Here is a 21495-nt window from a genome sequence, read left to right on the forward strand (position 1 = left end):
CGCGCCACACTGCGTGAATGAACATCCGGCAACTCGTTTCATTCGCGCGCGTGGCGCAGCTCGGCAGCTTCGCCGCCGCGGCCAAGGCCCTGCACGCGACGCAATCGACCATTTCGACGCGCATACGCGAGCTGGAGACCACCTGGGGCGTCGAGTTGTTCGACCGCTCGCACCACGGCCTGCAATTGACGGCCAAGGGCGAGGAAATCCTTCCCTGGGCGAAGCAGATCATCGCCCTGTCCGAGCGCATCAGTTTCCATCTGGGCGAACCGGAGGCCATCGCCGGGTTATTGCGCATGGGCGTGGCCGGGCGCATTGCCCACACCTGGCTGCCGCGGCTGATCGCCGCCATCCGCGCGCGCTATCCGCGCGTCCGCTTCGAGATCCGGCTTGGCTTGACGGCCCCCTTGCTGCAAATGGTGCGATCCGGCGAGCTGGACATCGCCTTTGCCGGCGCGCCCATCACCGATCCCACGCTGGAAGCGGTGTCGCTTGGCCATGACGAATTCGTATGGATGGCTTCGCCGGAACTGGATTTGCCGGTCGAAAGCACGTTGACGCCCGCGGATCTGGCGCAATATCCCATCGTCGGCCTGTCGCAGGCCTCGCCGCACTACCCCGCGATCGCGCAGTGGTTCGGCGCGGCGGGAGTGGAATACAACCCCTTGATCTCCTGTAGCGACATGGGGGTGGCGGCCAAGCTGATCGCGGCGGGCCTGGGCGTGGGGCTGCTGCACCGTGCCTCGCATCGGAACGAGGTGTTGGCCGGGCTGTTGACCGTGCTGGACACGTCGCCCGCCTTCCCTCGACTGGAATTCGTCGCCGTGCACCAGCGCGGCAATACCAGCCCGCTGGTCACGGCCGTGGCGCTGCTCGCGGCCGAGGTCAGCGACTTCCCGCGGGAAGCGATGCCGCCGGCCTGAACACTCAGAGGCCGTGCCGTCGTCATCGGGAAGGATGCGCGGCTGAGCAGCGTCGCCCTGCTTGCATCAACGCGCGGCGGTTTTGATGCCCGTCTTCTGGATGACCTGCGCCCACTTGGCACGCTCGCCCGCCATGAACTTGCCAAAAGCCGCCGGCGTCATGCTTTGCGGCTCGGTGCCGATGCCGGTCAGCTTTTTCCGGATATCGTCCCGCGCCAGGATCTTGGCAGTTTCCTTGCTGAGGATATCGACGATGGCCTGCGGCGTGCCCGTGGGCGCTACCAGGCCATACCAGACCGTCACATCGTATCCCGGCAGGCCCTGCGAAGCCACCGTCGGAATCTGGGGAACCATGGGAGACCCATGCGCGCCGGTCACGGCCAGGCCGCGCAACTGCCCGGACTTCACCATTGTCGCGGCGGTCGGCATATTGTCGAAGACCAGATCCACGCGCCCCGCCACCACTTCGCTCACCGCTTGCGGTCCGCCCTTGAATGGCACATGGGTCATCTCGATGCCGGCCATGGATTGGAACAGCTCGGCCGACATATGCGGCGACGAACCCGTGCCCGCGCTGCCATAGAACAGTTTGTGCGTCTTGCCGTAGGCGATCAGCTCCCGCACGTTTTTGACGGGCAGCGATGGATTGACCAGCAGGATGTTCTGGATGCCCGCCACCAGCGAGATCGGCACGAAGCTGCGTGCGGCGTCGTACGGCAGGTCATTCTGCAAGGCGGGATTCACCGCCAGCGCCGAGCTCGACCCCATCAGCAGCGTGTAGCCGTCCGGCGCGCTGCGCGCCACGACGCCGGTACCCAGCGCGCCGCCGGCACCCGGGCGGTTTTCCACGACAACGGGCTGGCCCAGGTCCAGGGTCATTTGTTCGGCCAGCGTGCGCGCCAGCACGTCGGACGTGCCGCCCGGCGTGAACGGAACGACGATCTTGATGGGCCGCTCGGGATAGGCGCCGGCGTGCGCCGTCCCCGCCCATCCCAACGGAAGAATCAATGACAACGCCGCCAGCAGGCGCGTGCCGATGCCACGCATCGCGCAGGAAATGTCCATGGAATACCCCTTGTGTCGTTATCCGGAAGGCCGGTGTCCATGTCCCCTCGCCTTCGCCGCTGGTGCTTCTATACAGCTTTTTATGGCGGTCCAATCATCAACCGTGATATGAGCGGCGCCCTTCGTCGCGCAGCCACAGCCGCAGCAGGTGCCGCTTGCGTTCCGGTTCTGGATAATCCACGAACCCCGTGCGGCGATGTCCGCAACGGCGATTGTCGACGATCTGAATCTGGCCGCGTTCGAAGAAGAACTCGCGGTTCCAGCGTTCTTCGCGCATGATGGATTCCAGCGCGTCCAAGGCTTCGAAACCCAGCGGATCCAGCTCCTGTCCCGCGAGGTGATAGCCGCTGAGGGTCTGATGGCGCGACAGCTTGCAGTTCAGCCATTCTCCGTCATAGGTGAACAGCGGACGGCTCAGCACCATCGGGTCGCCCGGATAGTGTTCGCGCTGACGGTTTGCCAGGAACGGTTGATACAGGCGCTCGACGAGTTCGATGGGATGCCGCTTCAGCATCTCGTTGTAGACCGAATAGAAACTGACGATGCTATTGATGCCGCCCGCCATGGCCGGATGCAGGCAGAACAAGGCCACATAGTGCGGCGGGCACAGGTTGTAGTTGTTGTCGGTGTGGAAATTCTGGTCCTTGCTGGTCGTGTCGCCGCGCACCGAAGTGCTGTAGGCACGGCCCTGGTCCTTCACGTCGTAGATCATCTTGCCGTCGAAACTCTGCGCCACCGGCCGGGCCACCATTTGCCCCAGCATCCAGTAGATGGCGCGGTTTTCCTCTTGCGAATACCGCTGCACCGGCACCTTGTCCAGGATCACGAAGCCGACGCCATGCTGCAGTATTTCGCGGGCGCGCCGCATCATGGCCATGCAGTGCGGCATGTCGAAATCCGCGGGCGTCAGCAGCAGGGTGGGCAGCGGATTGCGGCGCAAGGACTCGACGAAGGCTTCGATTTCGGCCAGGCTATCGTCGCCGATATGGATGATGCCATCATCCGGCGCCAGCGTATCGCGCTCCCAGACGATGGGCCCCTCGAGCGGCGTGTCGCGTATCGGCGGACGGCCCGGCGCAGACGTGTCGAGTATGGTGACTTCCTCGCCTTCGGCAAGATCCCGTGTGCGTTCGACTTGCATTTCCATGAATGCGTTTTCCCTTGGTTGCGGTTCGTGGGGAAGTATAGGAACGCAGGCGTGGCGGCAAAAACGAATTATTCCGTCGCGGCGGCGACGGGAAATCCGATATCCGGGATTACCATAGGCGGCGGCGCGCGCAGCCTCGGCTACCCGATGCGCGCGCGCTGGATGGCCGCCCCGCGACGCGCCGCCATCCCTGAACCTCATACAAGAACCGGACGACGGAGACATCCATGCAACAGCCCGATCCCCTGCAACTGACCCGGACCGTCCTCGAACGGGTCGCCAATTCACCCGACCCGCGTTTCCGGCTGTTGATGACGACGCTCGTCACCAAACTGCATGAGTTCATCCGCGAAGTGGACCTGACGCCCGAGGAGTGGATGGCGGCCATCGAATTCCTGACGGCCACGGGCCAGACCTGTACCGACAAGCGCCAGGAATTCATTCTTTTGTCCGATACCCTGGGGGCGTCCATGCAGGTCGTCATGCTGGCCCAGGCGCGGGCCTCGGCCTCGTTGCCCGAGGGAGTCGCCGCCACGCCCGCCACGGAGGCCACCGTCCAGGGCCCGTACTACTGGGAAGGCGCGCCCGAGCGCGAACTGGGCAGCAATATCGCCGAGGGCGTGCGCGGCGAGCCCGCGTATTACCACGGCCGGGTCACGGACACCGCCGGGCAGCCCCTGGCGGGCGTCCTGCTCGATATCTGGTCCGGCGACGGCGAAGGCGTCTACGACATGCAGGTCGCGGGCCAGAACGAAATGCTGGCGCGCGCGCGTTTACGCACCGACGCGCAGGGCCGCTATGCCTTCTGGTCCATCCGGCCGAGCTACTACCCTATTCCCATGGACGGCCCCGTCGGCAGGATGGTCCAGGGTTTCGGCCAACACCCCAACCGGCCAGGCCATATCCACTTCAAGGTCTCGGCGCCGGGCCACGCGGAGATCACCACGCATATCTTCGTCGCCAATAGCCCGTACATCGAATCCGACGTCGTTTTCGGCGTGCGCGACAGCCTGATCGTCGAATTCCAGCCGCATGCCCCCGGCCTCGCGCCGGATGGCCGCGAGATGAAGGCGCCGTTCTGGACGGCGGAGTACGACTTCCGGCTGGCGCCTGCCCGGGCATGACTGTTGCTGTTTCCCGCCATCGCATTGACCCTGTTTGGCGATGGCACGCATGGAAACTGCTTCGAAATCACTATTGGAATGCCTGCGTCCCGGCACGACCCCGGATCCTCTGGGGCGTTTCGGGACGTTGTGCGCCGCCGCCGGCCGCACCCGCGACGCCGCGGAAATCGGCTCGATATTCCAGGACATCGCCGGTGGCCTGACGCACACGGTACCGACACCGGGAAGCGGACGCACGTTGGCACGCTGGCGTGTCCTGGCCGACATCGCTGCCAGCAGCCTGCCGCTGGTCAAGCTGGTCGAGGGGCATCTGGATGCCGTCGCCATCCTGCATGAACTGAACCTGTGGAGCGAGGTCCAGCCGCGGGACATCTGGGCGGTATGGTGCGCCGAGCCGCCCGGCATGCGCGTGACGGCAGCCGTCGACGACACCGAGGTTCCCTGCCGCGCGCGCGTGTCCGGAATCAAGCCATGGTGTTCCGGCGCGGCCAGCGTGACACGCGCGCTGGTCAGCGTGTGGAACCCGCGGGGGCAGCCCTGCCTGGCGGCGGTCGACATGGATGCCCCCGGTGTACGGCTTGGCGAGGGCTGGCACGCTGTCGGCATGGGCCCCACCGCAAGCGTCGATGTGGAGTTCGATAACGTTCCGGCGGTCCTGGTCGGCGCGCCGGAAGCCTATGTCCAGCGGCCCGGTTTCCTGCATGGCGCGGCCGGCGTCGCGGCCTGTTGGTATGGCGCCTGCGCCGCCATCGCCGACGCGGTGCGGCTGGGGGCCCGTCGCCGCCCGGACGATGCGCACACCCTCGCCCACCTGGGCGCGATCGATATCAAGCTGGCACAGGCCGCCTCGCAGATGCGTGCCTGTGCCGCGGCCATCGACGCCGACCCCGGGCAGCCTCATGCGCGCGCGGTGTGGCGGGCCCGTCTGGCGGTGGAGGATGCGGCGCATGCTGTGCTGGAACGGGCGCCGCGCGCGCTGGGTCCCTCCCCCTTCTGCAAAGATCCCACGTTGGCCGGCCTGCTGGCCGACCTGCCGATCTACCTGCGCCAAAGCCATGGCGAACGCGACCTGGCGGCACATGGCCGCGCATTGATCGAGGCCTCGGAGACCGCGCCATGGACGCTTTGATCGACCGGGTCATTCGCGGCACCGGGACATCCGAAGCGCGTTGGCAATCCTGGCTGGACCGGAATCCCCCGCGCCCCATCGATCCGCTTGGCCTGGTGCAGCCGGCGGGAACCTTGCACATCGTCGCCCCGCATCCGGACGACGAGATCCTGGGTTGCGGCGGGATCATGCGAAAGGCCTGGCTGGCCGGCGTGCCGCTGAGCATATGGGCCGTCACCGATGGCGAACGGAGCCATCCGGACTCGCGCACATGGCAACCCGCCCGGCTTGCTCGCGAGCGGATACGCGAAAGCAGCGCCGCATTGGCATTGATCGCGCCCGGAGCCAGCCGCCATCGGCTCGAAGTGGCCGACGGCAGCGTGGAGGCGTTCGAGGACGACATCGCGGACCGTCTGGCCGCCTCGATCCACCCGCGCGACACCGTGATCGCGCCGTGGCAATGGGACGGCCATCCCGATCACGAATCCGCGTCGCGTGCCGCCTTTCGCGCCGCGCGCGCGCGAGGCGCGCGTTTCCTGGAAGTGCCGATATGGGCCTGGCATTGGATGGATCCCGAAACCGGCGCGTTTCCCACCGAGCGCGCGCGCGCCGTCCGCCTGGGCGACGAGACACTCGGCCTGAAACGGCGCGCGGTGCAGTGCTTTCGTACGCAGCTGGAGGCCGACTCGTCCACCGGCAAGCCGCCGGTGTTGACACCGACCATGCTGCAAAGGGTGGACCGCCCCTTCGAGGTGATATTCGAATGAACCGGTTCGACTCGCTGTACAGGCAATGCGCCGATCCCTGGCAGGTACGGGCATCCTGGTACGAACAGCGCAAGCGCGCCGTGCTGCTCGCCGCCCTTCCCAGACAGCACTACGGACGGATACTGGAGCTCGGATGCGGCAACGGCGAGATGACGCGCTGCCTGGCACCGCGATGCGACGCGCTGGTGGCCATCGACGGCGCGGAAACGGCGATCGCATTGTGCGTCCGTGCCTTGCGGCAGGCGGGTATTGCACATGTACGCACGCATGTCGCGCAACTGCCGGACGAATGGCCGTTGCGGCCGGGCGAAAGCTGCGAGCTGGTTGTTGTATCGGAGCTCGCCTATTACATCCCGGACGCCGGGCTCGCGGCTTTCCTTCAGCGATGCCATGACGCGCTCGCGCCCGGCGGCGAATGGGTCATGTGCCACTACACCAAGGATTTCGACGACCGCCAGCAGCCCACATCCGAGCTCCATGCCCGTGTCGACGACATGGGCGAACTGACGCGCGTCATCGCTTACCGGGACGAGCGCTTCCAACTCGACATTTGGCGAAAACCCAATAAGGAAACCGCATGATAGGCGTTTGCATACCCGCCCATAACGAGGAGGACACCGTACAGGCCTGCCTGGCCTCCATCCGCAAGGCCTGCATGCACCCGGGCTTGAAGGGTGAAAGGGTGGTGGCCGCCCTGGTACTCGACAGCTGCACGGATCGCACCGCCGAATATGCCGGCCCATCGCGGGTGGCGCAATTGCGCGTGGCCTGCCGCAACGTCGGCCAGGCGCGTGCGGCCGGCGCGGATTACCTGATCGCGGCGGGCGCCCGATGGCTGGCCTTCACGGATGCCGACACCACCGTATCGGCGTCCTGGCTGGCGGATCAATTGTCGCTGCAGGCCGCCGCGGTATGCGGAACGGTCAGCGTGGCGGATTGGACGGGACATGGCCGGCATGCGCACGAGGCCAAGTGGCATTTCCAATCGGCCTATCGCGATCACGATGGGCACCGGCACATCCACGGCGCCAACCTGGGCGTCGCCAGCGATGCCTACGTGCGGGCCGGCGGTTTCCGCGCGCTGGCGTGCCACGAGGATCGTGATCTGGTTGAACGCCTGGAACGGGCCGGCGAGACCATCGCCTGGAGCGCCCTGCCGCGCGTCTCCACCAGCGCCCGCCCCTACTCCCGCGTCGACGAGGGCTTTGCCGCGGCGTTGCGGGAGGGCTGGGAGAGTGACGAGAAGGCGGCGTGATCCGCGAGGTCACGCGCTCGCCGCGGACTTGAGCATCGGCCCCAGTTGCGCCAGATCCGCCTCCAGCTGAATCCGCATGCTGCGCAGCAGAGCCTTCGCGTTTTCCGACAGCGGATTCCCCGGCCGAAACACCAGCAGGGTGCGGAACGGGGCCTCCAGGGCAAACGGCCGCAGGACGATACCCCGCCCGACGTAATCGAGCCCCATCAGTGGATGCACCATCCCCATGCCCAGCCCGTGCATCGCCAGTTCGCAGATCGTGTTGGAGTAAGGCGTCTCCAGGATGGGGCTGACCTTGCACCCCTGTTCGTGCAGCATCGCTTCCAGCCGGCGGCGATTGGCATCTTCCGGATTGAGCGCGATAAAGGGGTGGGCGCAGAGATCGGCCGGCTCGATGACGGGCTTGCGCACCAGCGGATGCGCGGCGGCCATGGCGATTACGCCGGGCATGCGCAGGAATTCGGAATGTTCCAATCCCGACACATCCAGTTCGTCGGCCATCAAGCCGAAGTCCAGCTGGCCGGCCAGCACGCGCTGGTAGACCTCGCGCGAGCTGAGGATCTGGAACGATAACTGGACACGCCGCGTGGCCAGTTGGAAATGGGCGATGGCGCGCGGCATGAAGCCGGTCCCCAGCGCGGGCAGCGACCCCACGGCAAGCCGCCCCAGGCCGAACGACTTCAGGCTGCGTATGCGGTGCTCGATCATCTCGAAGCCGGAAAAACAGCGGTCGACCTCTTCGATCAGGGCGCTCGCCTCCTGGGTGGGCACCAGCCGGCCGCGCACCCGCTCGAACAGGCGCAGCTCCGCCGCCTCTTCCAGCCGCCGTATGGCCTGGCTTACCGCCGGCTGCGAAACGCCCAGCAAGTGAGCGGCTTTGCTGGTCGTTCCGGCGCGCATGACGGCGCGGAAGACCTGGATCTCACGCATATCCATCCTATAAGCCTCACTTATAGAGCTAAACGAATCACCATATTGAACGAATAGGCGCGATGGCCGAAACTGCTCCCGGTCTGCTTATCCACCTGTTTGCCCAATAGCTTCAATGAAAACCATAAACCAGCCTAATGAGCCTTATCGTAGCCTGTCCCCCCCGGTGATGCGCGGATCGACCGTGGTATTCGACACCTTCCAGGACTTCGCCAATCGCAAATCGCGCCAGCCGGACGGTTTCAGTTATGGCATCACCGGCACGCCCACCGCTCGCGAACTGGAACGGCGCATCGCGGCGCTGGAGCACGGCCGGCACTGTGTCGTGACACCCAGCGGGCAAGCGGCGCTGATGGCATGCGTGACGGGCTTCGTCCGGGGCGGCGACCATCTGCTGGTGTCCGCGGCGTGCTACGGCGCGCTGAAGACCTACGCACAGAATTACCTGGCCCGCATGGGCGTCGATGTCGAGTTCTACAAGCCGGACATCGGGTCGGAGATCGAGGCACTCCTCAAGCCAAACACGCGCATGATCTGCATGGAGGCGCCGGGAACCGTGACGATGGAAATGCCGGACATACCAGCCATCGCCGCCCTGGCCCGCCGGCGTGGCGTGCTGACCATGATGGACAACACCTGGGCCAGCCCATTGGGATTCCGCCCACTGGAACATGGCGTGGACTTCTGCGTCGAAGCGGCAACCAAGTTCCTCGGCGGCCATTCCGATCTGCTGGTCGGCGCGATCAGCATGAACGATCGCCAACATTACGAAGTACTGCGCGAAACCCAGAGCATCATGGGCCTGCAGGTCAGTCCCGACGATGCGTTTCTCGTTATGCGCGGCATGGAGACATTGGAGGTCCGCCTGGCTGCCCAGAGCGCCGCCACCCTGGACCTCGCCCGCTGGCTGGCCGGCCAGCCGCAGGTGCGCGAGCTGTTGTATCCGCCATTGGTATCCGATCCGGGCCACGCGCGATGGAAGCGGGACATGCGCACCAACGGCTGCTTGTTCTCCATGATCCTGCAGCCCGCAGGCGAGCGCGCGCATCACGCTTTTTTCGACGCGCTGGCGCATTTCTCCATCGGCGCCAGTTGGGGCGGCACGCATAGCCTGGCGGCGTATTACCCCGCCCCTCTGCAAGCCGGCCGCGTGTATGCGCGCACGGACCAGCCCGTGGTGCGGCTTTCCATCGGCCTGGAGAACCGGGAAGCGCTGCGGCAGGACCTGGCAGGTGCGCTGCGCGCCTATGGCCAGCACGCGTCATGACGCGATGACTCCAAACACCCACGACACAAGGGGATAACCATGTGGGAACTCTTCCAGCGCGCCGCGCCCCTGTTGGGGCCGGCGTTGCTGATGACTTTATTCCTTGGACTGACGTCCTTCATAGGCGGATGCGTGCTGGGTATGCTGATCGCCCTGGCGCGCATCTCGAGCCTGCGTCCGCTGCGCTGGTTCGCCTTCGCTTATGTGTCCATCTTCCGCGGCACGCCCCTGCTGATCCAGATCCTGCTGATCTACTTCGGCCTGCCGACCTACGGCATCGTGGTGGGCCCCGTCGCCGCCGCGCTGGTAGCCCTGACGCTGTTCTCGGCGGCGTATCTCAGCGAGAACTTCCGTTCGGGGATCACCGGCGTCGACCGGGGCCAGTGGGAGGCGGCATGGTCGATGGGCCTGGGCTACACGCGCACCATGCGGCGCATTGTCCTGCCGCAGGCCTTGCGCATCGCCATCCCGCCCTTGGGCAGCCGGCTGATCGCATTGATGAAGGACACCTCGCTGGCCTCCACCATTACTGTCGTCGAGCTGACGCGCGTGGCGGACCAGATCGGCGCGACCACCTTCCGCTACATGGAGATGTTCGTCATGGTCGGCGCCATCTATTGGCTGATCAACCAGATCCTGACCATTCTGCAGACCCTATTCGAGGCCAAGTTGTCGAGGCGCTACCAATGAACGGCAATCGCTCCCATACCGTGCGCGTCCGCGGCTTGAAGAAAAGCTTCGGCGCCAACCAGGTCCTGTGCGGCGTCGACCTGGAAGTCCTGCAGGGCGAGGTTGTCGTCATCATGGGGCCGTCCGGCTCCGGCAAGACGACGTTGATACGCTCGCTGAATTTCCTGGAAACCCCGGACGACGGCCATGTGGAAATCTGCGGGATCGGCGTGGCCTGCGACGGCGGGACCGGCGATCGCTCGCGACGCCAGGCGGTGCGGGACATCCGCCGGCGCACGGCCATGGTGTTCCAATCGTTCAACCTGTTCCCTCACATGACGGCCTTGCAGAACGTCATCGAGGGCATGCTCGCCAAAGGCGTGGCCCGCGAATCGGCAATCCACACCGGCATGCGGCTGCTCGACCGGGTCGGCCTGAGCGAAAAAGCCGCGCAGTACCCCGGCAAGCTGTCCGGCGGGCAGAAGCAACGCGTGGCGATTGCCAGGGCCCTGGCCATGGCGCCCGAAGTCATCTTCTTCGACGAACCGACATCGGCCCTGGATCCGGAACTGCGGGACGACGTGCTGCAAGCCATGCGCGAGCTGGCCGCGGAAGGCATGACCATGCTGGTCGTGACGCACGAAACGCGCTTCGCCCGTGAAGTCGCCGACCGCGTCGTATTCATGGAAGGCGGCCATATCCTGGCCAACTGCCCGCCCGATGAGTTCTTCGGAGAAAAAGCCAGCCCGCGTTGCCGCCAGTTCCTGGGCCGCCTGGGCGATTGAGCCCGCCATTCGACGATCACCACTGGCGCCTCTGCGGGCGCATATTCCAACGCCGCGTCGCATAGCGGCATCACATACCCAAGGGAGCACCATGTTGCCGAATCTCCGCTTATCACCTTTCCGTTCCGCGGCCTGGGGCGCCGCCACCATCATGCTGGCGGCGGCGGTATCCGCACTTCTTCCGGCGGCCGCGCACGCCGATGGCGCGCTGGACCGCATCCGCGCCAACGGGGTCATCCGCATCGCGAATACCCAGAGTTCGCCGCCGTGGTCGTTCCTGAACGACCAGAACAAGCCCGCCGGCTACGACGTCGATATGGCCCAGGAAGTCGCGCGCCGCATCGGCATACCCAGGATCGAATTCGTCGCCGACTCGTTCAAGAACTTCGTCGCCGGCCTGAAGGCCGACAAGTACGACCTGGTCATGAATGACGTTACCCCCACCGCCGAACGCAAGCTGCAGGTCGATTTCTCCGAGCCCTATGGCGTCGAGGACTTCCGCATCTTCGTTCGCCAGGACAACAAGGATATCCATGGCGACAAGGACCTGGCGGGCAAACGGGTGGGCGTAACCACCGGATCGTCCAACGAATCCTGGTCGCGCGCGCATTTGCCGCAGGCCACGATCCAAAGCTACGAAAACGGCAGCCTGATCTTCGCCGACCTGGCGGTCGGCCGGGTCGATGCGGTCATCATTTCGCACTTCGGCGGCCTGCGCTACGCCACCGAGCGGAAGATGCCCATCAAGGAGGTAGGCGAACCCCTGACCTACCAGTTGTCCGCTGCCGCCTTGCGCAAGGGCGAGCCGGCGCTGCTCGAAGCGGTCAACCGGGCCATCGCCGCGATGAAGGCGGACGGGACCATCGAGAAACTCGGGCGGAAGTGGGTCGGCAAGGATTACGACATGGTCGGGTCCATCGCCCGCGCCGAAGCGGAAGCCAAGGCACAGTGAGGTGACTTGACCTGGCGCGGCACTCGTATGGTCCCGCCGCGCCAGCATGACCGCCAACCGCGCTCCCATGCCGGCGTTCTCTCCAGACCGGTGCTTGACTTGTAGTAGTTGTGATCGCTACTATCAGTCAACGCCAAGGAGAGCATGCGCAACATGGGCCACGACACCTATATCGAGGAATTGCGTCAGCGGCAGGAGAAGGCATACGGCATGGGCGGCGAAGACCGCCTGGCAAAACGGCGGGCCCAGGGCGTACTCAATGCCCGCGAACGCCTGGATGTGCTGCTGGATCCCGACAGCTTTTTCGAGTCCGGCCTGCTGGCCACCTCCTTTCGGCCGGAAGCGCGCGACAAGACGCCGGCGGACGGCAAGATCGCCGGGTTCGGCGCCATTGCCGGCCGTCCGGTGGCCGTGGTGTCGAATGACTTCACCGTGATGGGGGCCTCCAGCAGCGTCGTCAACGGCAAGAAGATCAAGCATGTGCGGCAGGTGGCCAACGATTCCGGCATGCCGCTGGTGATGCTGGGCGAGTCGGCGGGCGCCCGCATGCCCGACCGCATGGGCGCCGCCGGGCGCGCCATCCTGGGCCAGGACCCGCTGGAATACCTGCGCGATCGCCGCACGCCCTGGGTGTCGGCGCTGCTGGGCAGTTGCTACGGATCGTCCACCTGGTATGCCTGCCTGTCGGACTTCGTCGTCATGCGCAAAGGCGCCACCATGGCGGTGGCCAGCAGCCGTGTCACCGAACTGGCCATCAAGCAGGCCGTGGACGCGGAGGAACTGGGCGGCTGGAAGCTGCACACGGCCACGACCGGCATCGTCGACGTCGCGGTGGACAGCGACGAAGAGGCGCTGGATGCGGTCAAGCGCTTCCTCGCCTACCTGCCCAGCCACAACGGCGAAGCGCCGCCCGTGGCCCCCGTGCCCGCGGGATCGGACGATGCCATGGCGGATATCCTGGATATCGTGCCGGATTCGCGCACCCAGACCTACGACAGCCGCGACGTCATCCGCCGCCTGCTCGATCGCGACAGCCTTTTCGAGCTCAAGCCGCGCTTCGGCAAGTCGATGGTGACCTGCCTGGGCCGGGTTGCCGGCAAGACCGTGGGCGTGCTGGCGAACAATCCCAAGTTCAAGGGTGGCGCCATCGACGTCGACGCCTGCGCCAAGGCCACCAGCTTCCTGGTGCTGTGCGACTCCTTCAACATCCCCATCGTTTTCCTGGTGGACCAGCCCGGTTTCCTGATCGGCCTGGACGGCGAAAAGCGCGGCGCGCCCGGCCGCATCATGAACTGGATGAACGCGCTGTCACAGGTGACCGTGCCGCGCTTCGTGGTGACCCTGCGCAAGAACTACGGCCAGGCCTATCTGAACATGGGCGGCGGCCGCAACAGCGACGAGGCCGCGGCATGGCCTTGCGCGGACTACGGCTTCATGGACCCCGGCACGGCGGTCAATGTCCTGTATGGCCTGCGCTACGAGGACACGCCGGAGGAATTCAAGCGCCGGGTCGACGAGATCAACCAGGACAACGCGCCGTGGGCGCTGGCCGGGCTTTACGAAGCCAAGGATGTCATCGATCCCCGCGATACGCGCACCTATCTGTCGCGCCTGCTGGAGATTTATGCCCGCAAGCCGTCCCGCGGCGTGGGGGCCCATCGCCTGTCCAACTGGCCCACCAGCTACTGACCGCCAACGTCGCCCCGGAGGCCCCATGCCACCGCCATCCATCGCCGCCATCCTGGCACAGGCCCGCCGGCACGGACACCCTGCCCTGGACGAGCCGCTGGCCAAGCGCGTGCTGGCCGAATACGGCCTGCGCGTACCCCGCTCGGCCGTCGTACAAACCGGAGAGCAAGCCCAGGTGGCGCTCGAACATCTGCAAGCGCCTTTGGCGCTCAAGCTGGTGTCGCCCGATGTCCTGCACAAATCCGATTTCGGCGGGGTCCGGCTGGGGTTGAGCCAGGCAAACGAGATCCAGGATTGCATGGACGACATGGCATCGCGCTGCGCGGCGGCCGGCTTCCGCCTGGACGGTTTCCTGCTGGAAGAGATGGCGCCGCCCGGCCACGAAATCGTGATCGGCGGGTTCCGCGACCCGTCTTTTGGACAGGTCATCATGCTCGGCCTGGGCGGGGTTTTTGTGGAGATCCTGCGCGACGTGGCCTTCCGCATCTGCCCGATCACGAACCTGGATGCGCAGGAGATGCTGGACGAACTGCAGGGGGCGGCGCTGCTGCGCGGGGCACGCGGCGGCGCCCGCGTACCCGATGCGGTAATTACCGATGCACTCCTGGCCATGGGTGGAAAAAACGGCTTGTTGACGCAGGCGGCCGACGCTATCGGTGAACTCGATATCAATCCCCTGATCGTCTCGGCGCAGGGCGCGGTGGCGGTCGATGCGCGCCTGATCCTGATCCCGGAGACGCAACCGTCGTGAACGCCGACCTTCATCAAGCTCCCCAGGATCCGTCGCGCGATGGATTCGGCGCCTTGTTCCGCCCCGCCACGATCGCCGTGGCAGGCGTATCGGCCAGGAGCGCCGGCCAGGGCAACAAGTTCATCCAGCGGCTGCGCGCGGCGGGATACGCGGGCGCGATCTATCCCATCCATCCCACGGAAACCCGGCTGGAGGGCCTGCCCGCCTATCCTTCCCTGGCGGATACCCCGGAACCCATCGATTACGCCTTCATCGCCATACCGGCCGAAGCCGTGCCGCCCCTGCTGGCATCGGCCCGGCATCGAGTGCGCTTCGCGCAGGTGATGTCCAGCGGCTTCGGCGAAGGCGGCCGCGGCGGCGCGCTGCGCGAGGCGCTGGCGCAGGCGGTACGCCAGGGTGGCATGCGCCTGCTGGGTCCCAATTGCATGGGCATCTATTCGCCGTCCGGCCGCGTCACCTTCACCGATGGCCGGATGGGGGATGCCGGCACGGTCGGCGTGCTCTCGCAAAGCGGCGGCCTGTCGATCGATATCGTTCGCAACGGCGAATACCGGGGCCTGCGCTTCAGCGGCGTCGTATCGCTGGGCAATTGCCTGGACGTGGACCCCGGCGACCTGCTGGAGTATTACATCGAGGATCCCGGTACGCGGGTCATTGGCGCCTATGTCGAAGAGATCCGCGACGGGCGCCGGTTCTTCGATCTGTTGCGGCGTGCCCGGGCACGCAAGCCCATCGTCCTGCTCAAGGGGGGCCGCACCGGACAAGGCCAGCGCGCCGCGGCCTCGCACACGGGGTCGTTGGCCAGCAACGACCAGGTGTGGCGCGCGCTGGCGGCGCAGACGGGCTCGATCCTGGTGGATACGATGGAGGACTTCACCGATGCGCTGGTCGCCCTGGAACATGAGGCGGATACCTCCCCTTCTTTCGACGGCCGCGTGGTGCTGTTCGGCAATGGGGGCGGCGCCAGCGTGCTTGCCGCGGATGCCTTCGGCCGCGCGGGCATAGAGGTGCCCGAACTGCGGGCCGGCACGATCGCCGCCTTGCAGCGGCTGGGGATTCCATCCGGCGCGGGCCTGGAGAATCCGCTGGACGTTCCCGCGAATATCCTGGATCGCGACCATGGCGCGCTGGCGCGCGGCATCCTGGCCGCGGTGGTGGAAACGGAGCGGCCCGGCGCCGTGATCGCTCACCTGAACCTGCCCGTCATCCTGGGATACCGGCAAGGCGCGCTGATGGACGAACTGGTGCATGCGGTGATCGAGCTGAAGGCGGCCTTGCCCCGGGACGTCAGGCTGTTCCTCGTGCTGCGATCGCCGGGCCAGGCCGATCTGGAAACGCTGCGCCAGGCGTATGTCCACCAGGCCATGCGCGCCGGCATCCCGGTTTTTCTCGGTTTGCCGGCGGCCGCGCGGGCACTGGCCGCGCTGCGCGACTACCGGCATTTTCGCGACACGCGGCCGGCCTGACGGCCGCCGCCAAAGATGGACGAGCCCGCGGCACAAGCCTGGCCGCCCGGCCGTACGGCACTTTCAGGCTGAGGAGACAAGAGATGAAAAAAACCATTCTTGGATTGCTGGCCTGTCTTGGCGCATACGCCCTGCAGGCCAGCGCGGCGCCGCCCGTGATCAACAAGGAAGTGCAGTTCATCGTGCCCGCCAGCGCGGGGGCGGCGCTGGATTCCGTCGCGCGCAAGCTGCAGGAAATGCTGCTGGCCCGCAAGCTGGTCACCGACATGATCGTGCTGAACCGGCCCGGCGCGTCCAGCCAGGTGGCCCTGAACGTACTGGACCAGCATCCCGGCGACCCGCACTACCTGATGACGCTGGCCACCTCGATCGTCAACAACCACTACCTGGGCAACATCAAGGTCTCGTACAAGGACTACACGCCCATCGCGATGCTGCTGGACGGCTATGTGGGCGTCCTGGTGCGCGCCGATTCGCCGTTCAAGACGGCGATGGACCTGGTCTCCCATTTGAAGAAAAACCCGGGCGACCTGAATATCGCCATCGCCGCGACGCTGGGCAATGACGTGCATGTAGGCGTGGCCAAGCCCCTGATGCGCGCCGGTGTCGATATCTCGCGGCTGACCTTTGTGCCCTTCAAGTCTTCCGGCGAGTCCATCACCAACCTGATCGGCGGCAATGTCGATGTGGTCGGGGCGACCACGCCGACCATCATCCCGGCCCTGCAGACCGGCAAGGTGCGCCTGTTGGCCATCGGGTCGCCCCAGCGCCTGCACGGGATACTGCGCGATACGCCGACCTGGAAGGAACTGGGCATCGATGTGGTGACATCGTCGCCGCAGGGCGTGATGGCGCCCAGGGGCCTGACGCCGGCCCAGATCAAATTCTGGGAATCCGCCCTGAAACAGGTATCCGATACCGCGGAATGGCGGGAATTCCTGGATCGGAACCAATGGGCGCCGCGCTACCTGGATGCCCGGGACACCGTGGATATGCTGGCCTCCGAAACGCAGAGCGTGCAGGAAGTCCTGAGCAAGCTGAAGGTGAAGAAGGCGCAAGGCGGTTAGCCTGGCCGCCGACGCACATCATGCCTTCGCAAGGCTTAGCGCGGCTTTCACCCCTCCTTCCAGGATGTCTTCGGCGAGCGCGGGATCGGCGACGGCCCGCGCCACTTGCAGCGTGCCCACCATCAGGCCGAAAACGGCGATGGCCCGGCGCCTTCTTTGCACCGGGCCGCCGCCGGGAAGCAACGCCGCCAAGCGCGTGACGTAGGCGAGCAGTCCTTCCTCGTATGTCTGCTTCGTGGAGAGAGGCTCACGGCCAACCTCGGGCAACAGGGCGGCCGAGGGACATCCATCGTCGGAAGTCTCAAGATGGGATCGGTTCAGGTAGTTCCGGATTGCACCTTCGATATCGATCCCCTCTTCGCTTGCTTGCGCCAACCGCGCGCGCTGGTTCTCCAGCGCGCTGGCAAGGACCTCCCGCACGAGATCCTCCTTCGATGCAAAGTGTGGATAGAACGCTCCGTTGGTCAATCCCGCCTCGGCCATGATGCCGGCCAGTCCAGATGCCGAAACGCCATTCTTGCGGAAACGCCTGGACGCCACCTCGACGATGCGACGGCGTGTGTTTTCTTTGTGGCCTTTCTCGAAACGCATTGATCCTACCTTTGATCGATACTGGGAGTGCCGGCTTCGCCTGTCATGTTCGAGGTCCGAACGTTCTGCGGACAACGATAAGGACGGTTGCGGAAAACGAAGCCTGGTTCACACGGGCAACGATAGCGTTCCCACCACGGCCTCAATCCGCCGGGCCAACTGGAGCAGCGACCTGTCCTTGCCATAGGGTCCGTCGATCTCGAGGCCGATGGGAAGATGATGCTGGTCCGACCCGACAGGGATGCTAACGCCAGGAAGCCCGGCAGCACTCGTCGGAATCGTGTGGTTTGCCAGCGCCAGGTGATTCACCGGATGGCCCGCGATGGTAAAGCTCGTTTGGTTCTCTGTCGATGGAGCGGTGCACGGGGTCGTCGGAAAGACGAGCGCATGTGCGCCGCTGCGCAGGAATGCCTCATCGAACCGGTGCCGGATTTCGTCGCGCTCCCGCAATACGGCATCATAGGACGATACCGAAATGTAGCCCGGTCCATCCGGCAGGGCAAAACGCGCCCACACCTCCTTCAGCTCGGATTTCAGGGCGCCATATATCTGGTCGAAAGTAACCGGGATATCGTGGTGGCGAAGAAAGTCGGTGATCGCACCCCGTGTTTCGCGAAAAAAAATATTCCAGGTCGCATTCAAGGCCAGCGCGGAAAAGTCATACCCAAGATCGACCTCTACGATTTCCGCGCCGGCCTCCCGCAATCCGCGCACGGTGTCATGGAAACGTGCTTCGACCTCCGGCGCCACGAGTTCGAGGTATTGCCGCGGGGCGTAGGCCAGCCGCACGCCCTTCAGTCCCGCCGGGGGCTCGCCTGTCGGGTCCGCTTCCCCCGTGATGACCTGATCGATCAACATGCAATCTTCGACGTTGCGGGCAAATACGCCGGTTGTATCCAGGGTGTGGGAGATCGGGGCTACGCCGCCTCGCGGCCAGCGCCCGGTGGTTGGCTTGAAGCCGACTATCCCGCAAAGCGAGGCCGGTACGCGGATGGATCCGATCGTGTCGCCACCCAAGGCGGCCGGAACGATCCCTGCCGCGACCGCGGCGGCCGATCCGCTGGACGAACCGCCGGTGACGTGGTGGGCCGCCCGGGGGTTGTGCACCTGTCCATAGGCGCCGTTGTGGCCGGTCAACCCGTACGACATTTCGACCAGGTTGTTCTTGCCGAACACGATGCCGCCCGCACTCCGAATCAATTCGACGCTCTCGGCATCCCGGTTGGGTACGTATTCCATCAGATTGGATACGCCCAGTGTCGTACGCAGCCCCCGGGTGAGGTAGCTGTCCTTTATTCCCATCGGGACACCCAGCAATGGCGCATGCGCGCCCGCGGCCCGCGCCCGATCAGCCGCCCTGGCCGACGCCAACACCGAGTCTTCTTCTATTGTGATGAAGGCCCGCAGCTGCGCCTGCTCCCGGGCGCGCCGCAAAAGCGCGGTCGCATAGGACTCTGCTGACATCTCGCCTTTCCAAATGGCGTCGCGCGCGGCCGACGCGCCCAGAGTCGCAGCCGCGTGGGCGGCAAAATTGCTCGGCATACCTGATGTTTCCTGCATGACATTCCTCGCGGGTTTGAACGGATTGATGCCGGCGAAAAGGCGCAGTCGGCATCGCTATTTAAATTATGATCATAATATTAAATGTCGATCATAATCTAAGCAACAACAATCTCGCGAAACAGGGGGAAGAGATGGTCGGTGGCAGTTGCCGACCCGTCCGCCCCAGCAGGGAGGCTCAGGCCGTGCTCAAGCTTGCGGCGGCTGCCCGTTCGACGCGCTGAGGCCGCCGTCCACGGGCAGGTTGACGCCGGTCACGAAGACGGCGTCGTCGCTGGCCAGGAAGGCGATCACCGAGGCGACCTCTTCGGGCTCGGCGCCGCGGCCCAGCGGGATGCGTTCGGCGAATTTCTCCATCAGGGCATGGTTGGCATACATGTCCTTGGTCAGCTCGGTGCGGGTCAGGCTGGGACACACGGCATTCACCCGTACGCCATCGCGGCCATGATCCATGGCCAGTGCGCGCGTGAAGTTGGTCACTGCGCCTTTCGCGGCGTTGTAGAAGCTCATGCGCCAGTCTCCGCCGATGCCCGACACCGACGAGACGTTGACGATGCAACCGCGTGACTTGATCAATTCCGGCATGGCGGCGCGGCAGCCATGGAAGACGCCGTCCAGGTCCGTCGCCATGACTGCGCGCCAGTCTTCGGGCGAGGCCTCGGTCACGGTGCCCTCCACGGCGGTGCCGGCGTTATTGACCATGACATCGAGCCGGCCGAAGCGCTTCACGGCGGCGCGAATCAGGTTTTCCACCTCGTCCAGGCGGGAAACGTCCGTCGTGTGGACGACCACTTTGGATTGGTCCAGCCCGTCGGCGGCCTGTCGCAGTTTGGACTCCGTCCGTCCGGCCAGGACGACGCTGGCGCCCTCCTGCGCGAAACGGCGGGCCGTGGCCGCGCCGATGCCGGATCCCGCGCCGGTGACGACGACTACCTTTCCGGCGAATCGATTCATGATGTTCTCCTGTCGGGTTGGCTAAGGGGACCTTTGCCGCAAGCGGCATACCTCGCATCCCAGAGCGGCGCGGGTAAACCACTAGCCCAAAAGACCTTCGATGCCCTTCCCAGGCCGGCCACCCGCTGCTATGGTATTTTGCATTCAAAATTCAAGATGCCAGGAGCGAGACCCCGATGCTGCGACTCGACTTCCATCCCGCCGGCCGCCATTTCCTTCAAATCCCCGGCCCCAGCCCCGTGCCGGACCGGCTGTTGCGCGCCATGAGCTATCCCACCATCGACCACCGCGGGCCGGAGTTCGGCGCGCTGGGACTGGAAGTCCTGCAAGGCATCCGCAAGATCTTCAAGACCCAGCATCCGGTGGTGATCTATCCGGCGTCCGGAACGGGCGCTTGGGAAGCCGCGCTCTCCAACACCATGAGCCCCGGCGATCGTGTCCTGATGTTCGAAACGGGGCACTTCGCCAGCCTTTGGAAGAAGATGGCCGATGGCCTGGGCCTGGATACGGAGTTCCTGGGCCTGCCCGGCACCGAGGGGTGGCGGCGCGGCGTGCAGCCGCAGATGATCGAGGATCGCCTGCGCGCCGATACCGGCCACCGGATCAAGGCCGTCTGCGTCGTCCATAACGAAACATCGACCGGCGTCACCTCCGACATCGCCGCCGTGCGTCGCGCGATCGACGCGGCTGCACACCCTGCCCTGCTAATGGTGGACACCATCTCCGGCCTGGCCTGCGCCGACTACCGCCACGACGAATGGGGTGTCGACGTGTCGATATCGGGTTCGCAGAAAGGCTTGATGCTGCCGCCCGGCATCAGCTTCAACGCCGTCTCGCCCAAGGCGATCGAACGCAGCCAGCAAGGCGGCCTGCCGCGCAGCTTCTGGCGCTGGTCGGAAATCCTCGAAAGCAACAAGACGGGCTATTGGCCGTATACCCCCAGCACGAATCTTCTGTACGCGCTGCGCGAAGCGCTGGAGATGATCCTGGCGGAAGGCCTGGATGCCGTGTTCGCGCGTCATCAGCGGCTGGCGGCGGCGTGCCGCGCGGCGGTCCAGGCCTGGGGTCTGGAGATCCAGTGCATCGAGCCGGAACGTTATTCGCCGGTGCTGACTGGCGTCGTGATGCCGGCCGGCGTGGATGCCGATGCGGTGCGCCAACTGATCTACGAGCGTTTCGACATGTCGCTGGGCACCGGCCTGGGCAAGGTCAAGGGCCGCATGTTCCGCATCGGGCACCTGGGCGACTGCAACGACCTGACGCTGATGGCAACGCTGGCCGGATGCGAGATGGGCCTGAAGCTCTCCGGCATCGCGCTGGCCAGCAGCGGCGTGCAGGCGGCCATGGGGTTATTGCAGGACAGCTCGCAGGAACGCCGAGCCAAGGCAGCCTGACGCCGGCCGGGGCGATCGCCACCCAGAGGGC

At 65.6% G+C, this 21495-nt stretch carries 21 protein-coding genes; 15 read left to right on the plus strand and 6 right to left on the minus strand.

From position 1 onward, the window contains the following. Nucleotides 1–17: 17 nt before the first annotated feature. Entirely contained in the window at nt 18–923 is a 906-nt protein-coding gene (locus tag ACO1P8_RS17370; protein WP_486297134.1) for a LysR family transcriptional regulator, read from the plus strand. Between the two features lie 66 nt (nt 924–989). Here the strand turns inward: ACO1P8_RS17370 and ACO1P8_RS17375 are convergent, their stop codons facing one another. Both ACO1P8_RS17375 and ACO1P8_RS17380 read right to left on the minus strand, forming a co-directional pair. Then, complete coding sequence (locus ACO1P8_RS17375) at nt 990–1988, minus strand: Bug family tripartite tricarboxylate transporter substrate binding protein (protein ID WP_486297135.1); 999 nt, start codon at nt 1986–1988, stop codon at nt 990–992. Between the two features lie 97 nt (nt 1989–2085). After that, entirely contained in the window at nt 2086–3135 is a 1050-nt protein-coding gene (locus tag ACO1P8_RS17380) for a TauD/TfdA family dioxygenase (RefSeq protein WP_486297136.1), read from the minus strand. Nucleotides 3136–3362: 227 nt separating this feature from the next. Here ACO1P8_RS17380 and ACO1P8_RS17385 point away from each other — a divergent pair, with 227 nt between their 5' ends. Genes ACO1P8_RS17385 through ACO1P8_RS17405 form a run of 5 tightly spaced genes read left to right on the plus strand, consistent with a single transcriptional unit; the run spans nt 3363 to nt 7389 of the window. Then, nucleotides 3363–4259: a dioxygenase family protein gene (locus ACO1P8_RS17385; protein WP_486297137.1), complete on the plus strand. Its 897-nt coding sequence runs from the start codon at nt 3363–3365 to the stop codon at nt 4257–4259. A gap of 49 nt (nt 4260–4308) precedes the next feature. Next, nucleotides 4309–5388 (plus strand): acyl-CoA dehydrogenase family protein, encoded by a 1080-nt coding sequence (locus tag ACO1P8_RS17390; RefSeq protein WP_486297138.1) that lies wholly within the window; start codon nt 4309–4311, stop codon nt 5386–5388. Then, on the plus strand, nt 5376–6134 hold the full coding sequence (locus tag ACO1P8_RS17395) for a PIG-L deacetylase family protein (RefSeq protein WP_486297139.1): 759 nt from the start codon (nt 5376–5378) through the stop codon (nt 6132–6134). The genes ACO1P8_RS17390 and ACO1P8_RS17395 overlap by 13 nt, the downstream gene beginning before the upstream one ends. Continuing rightward, a complete protein-coding gene (locus ACO1P8_RS17400; RefSeq protein WP_486297140.1) occupies nt 6131–6715 on the plus strand; it encodes a class I SAM-dependent DNA methyltransferase in 585 nt (194 codons plus the stop codon). The genes ACO1P8_RS17395 and ACO1P8_RS17400 overlap by 4 nt, the downstream gene beginning before the upstream one ends. Next, complete coding sequence (locus ACO1P8_RS17405) at nt 6712–7389, plus strand: glycosyltransferase family 2 protein (RefSeq protein WP_486297141.1); 678 nt, start codon at nt 6712–6714, stop codon at nt 7387–7389. Before ACO1P8_RS17400 ends, ACO1P8_RS17405 begins: the two co-directional genes overlap by 4 nt. 9 nt (nt 7390–7398) lie before the next feature. On the opposite strand, the gene ACO1P8_RS17410 is transcribed toward ACO1P8_RS17405, so the two are convergent. Then, nucleotides 7399–8325 (minus strand): LysR substrate-binding domain-containing protein, encoded by a 927-nt coding sequence (locus tag ACO1P8_RS17410; protein ID WP_486297142.1) that lies wholly within the window; start codon nt 8323–8325, stop codon nt 7399–7401. A 109-nt stretch (nt 8326–8434) separates the two neighbouring features. Here ACO1P8_RS17410 and metC point away from each other — a divergent pair, with 109 nt between their 5' ends. The 8 genes from metC (at nt 8435) to ACO1P8_RS17450 (ending at nt 16965) form a co-directional block, all read left to right on the plus strand. Continuing rightward, nucleotides 8435–9586, plus strand: a complete 1152-nt coding sequence (gene metC / locus ACO1P8_RS17415) for a cystathionine beta-lyase (RefSeq protein WP_486297143.1) — start codon at nt 8435–8437, stop codon at nt 9584–9586. A gap of 39 nt (nt 9587–9625) precedes the next feature. Continuing rightward, nucleotides 9626–10276 (plus strand): amino acid ABC transporter permease, encoded by a 651-nt coding sequence (locus ACO1P8_RS17420; RefSeq protein ID WP_486297144.1) that lies wholly within the window; start codon nt 9626–9628, stop codon nt 10274–10276. Next, nucleotides 10273–11040, plus strand: a complete 768-nt coding sequence (locus tag ACO1P8_RS17425; RefSeq protein ID WP_486297145.1) for an amino acid ABC transporter ATP-binding protein — start codon at nt 10273–10275, stop codon at nt 11038–11040. The genes ACO1P8_RS17420 and ACO1P8_RS17425 overlap by 4 nt, the downstream gene beginning before the upstream one ends. A 91-nt stretch (nt 11041–11131) precedes the next feature. Then, on the plus strand, nt 11132–11992 hold the full coding sequence (locus ACO1P8_RS17430; protein ID WP_486297146.1) for a transporter substrate-binding domain-containing protein: 861 nt from the start codon (nt 11132–11134) through the stop codon (nt 11990–11992). A gap of 144 nt (nt 11993–12136) precedes the next feature. Beyond that, entirely contained in the window at nt 12137–13681 is a 1545-nt protein-coding gene (locus ACO1P8_RS17435; protein WP_486297147.1) for an acyl-CoA carboxylase subunit beta, read from the plus strand. A 25-nt stretch (nt 13682–13706) separates the two neighbouring features. Continuing rightward, on the plus strand, nt 13707–14432 hold the full coding sequence (locus tag ACO1P8_RS17440; RefSeq protein WP_486297148.1) for an acetate--CoA ligase family protein: 726 nt from the start codon (nt 13707–13709) through the stop codon (nt 14430–14432). Next, nucleotides 14429–15898 carry a CoA-binding protein gene (locus ACO1P8_RS17445; protein WP_486297149.1) on the plus strand — a complete coding sequence of 490 codons (1470 nt, stop codon included), beginning with the start codon at nt 14429–14431 and terminating at the stop codon, nt 15896–15898. Before ACO1P8_RS17440 ends, ACO1P8_RS17445 begins: the two co-directional genes overlap by 4 nt. Before the next feature lie 83 nt (nt 15899–15981). Beyond that, the gene (locus ACO1P8_RS17450; RefSeq protein ID WP_486297150.1) at nt 15982–16965 is read left to right on the plus strand and encodes a tripartite tricarboxylate transporter substrate binding protein; all 984 of its coding nucleotides are present in this window, start codon (nt 15982–15984) and stop codon (nt 16963–16965) included. A gap of 18 nt (nt 16966–16983) precedes the next feature. On the opposite strand, the gene ACO1P8_RS17455 is transcribed toward ACO1P8_RS17450, so the two are convergent. From ACO1P8_RS17455 to budC, 3 genes are all read right to left on the minus strand, one after another. Beyond that, nucleotides 16984–17556: a TetR/AcrR family transcriptional regulator gene (locus ACO1P8_RS17455; RefSeq protein ID WP_486297151.1), complete on the minus strand. Its 573-nt coding sequence runs from the start codon at nt 17554–17556 to the stop codon at nt 16984–16986. 108 nt (nt 17557–17664) lie between these two features. Next, nucleotides 17665–19116, minus strand: coding sequence for an amidase family protein (locus ACO1P8_RS17460; protein ID WP_486297152.1), 1452 nt, complete (start codon nt 19114–19116; stop codon nt 17665–17667). Nucleotides 19117–19305: 189 nt separating this feature from the next. Further along, nucleotides 19306–20070: a meso-2,3-butanediol dehydrogenase gene (gene budC / locus ACO1P8_RS17465; RefSeq protein WP_486297153.1), complete on the minus strand. Its 765-nt coding sequence runs from the start codon at nt 20068–20070 to the stop codon at nt 19306–19308. Nucleotides 20071–20246: 176 nt separating this feature from the next. On the opposite strand from budC, the gene ACO1P8_RS17470 reads away from it, so the two are divergent. Continuing rightward, nucleotides 20247–21464 carry a pyridoxal-phosphate-dependent aminotransferase family protein gene (locus ACO1P8_RS17470; protein ID WP_486297154.1) on the plus strand — a complete coding sequence of 406 codons (1218 nt, stop codon included), beginning with the start codon at nt 20247–20249 and terminating at the stop codon, nt 21462–21464. Nucleotides 21465–21495: the final 31 nt, after the last annotated feature.

The sequence above is a fragment of the Bordetella sp. genome, from assembly GCF_057362025.1.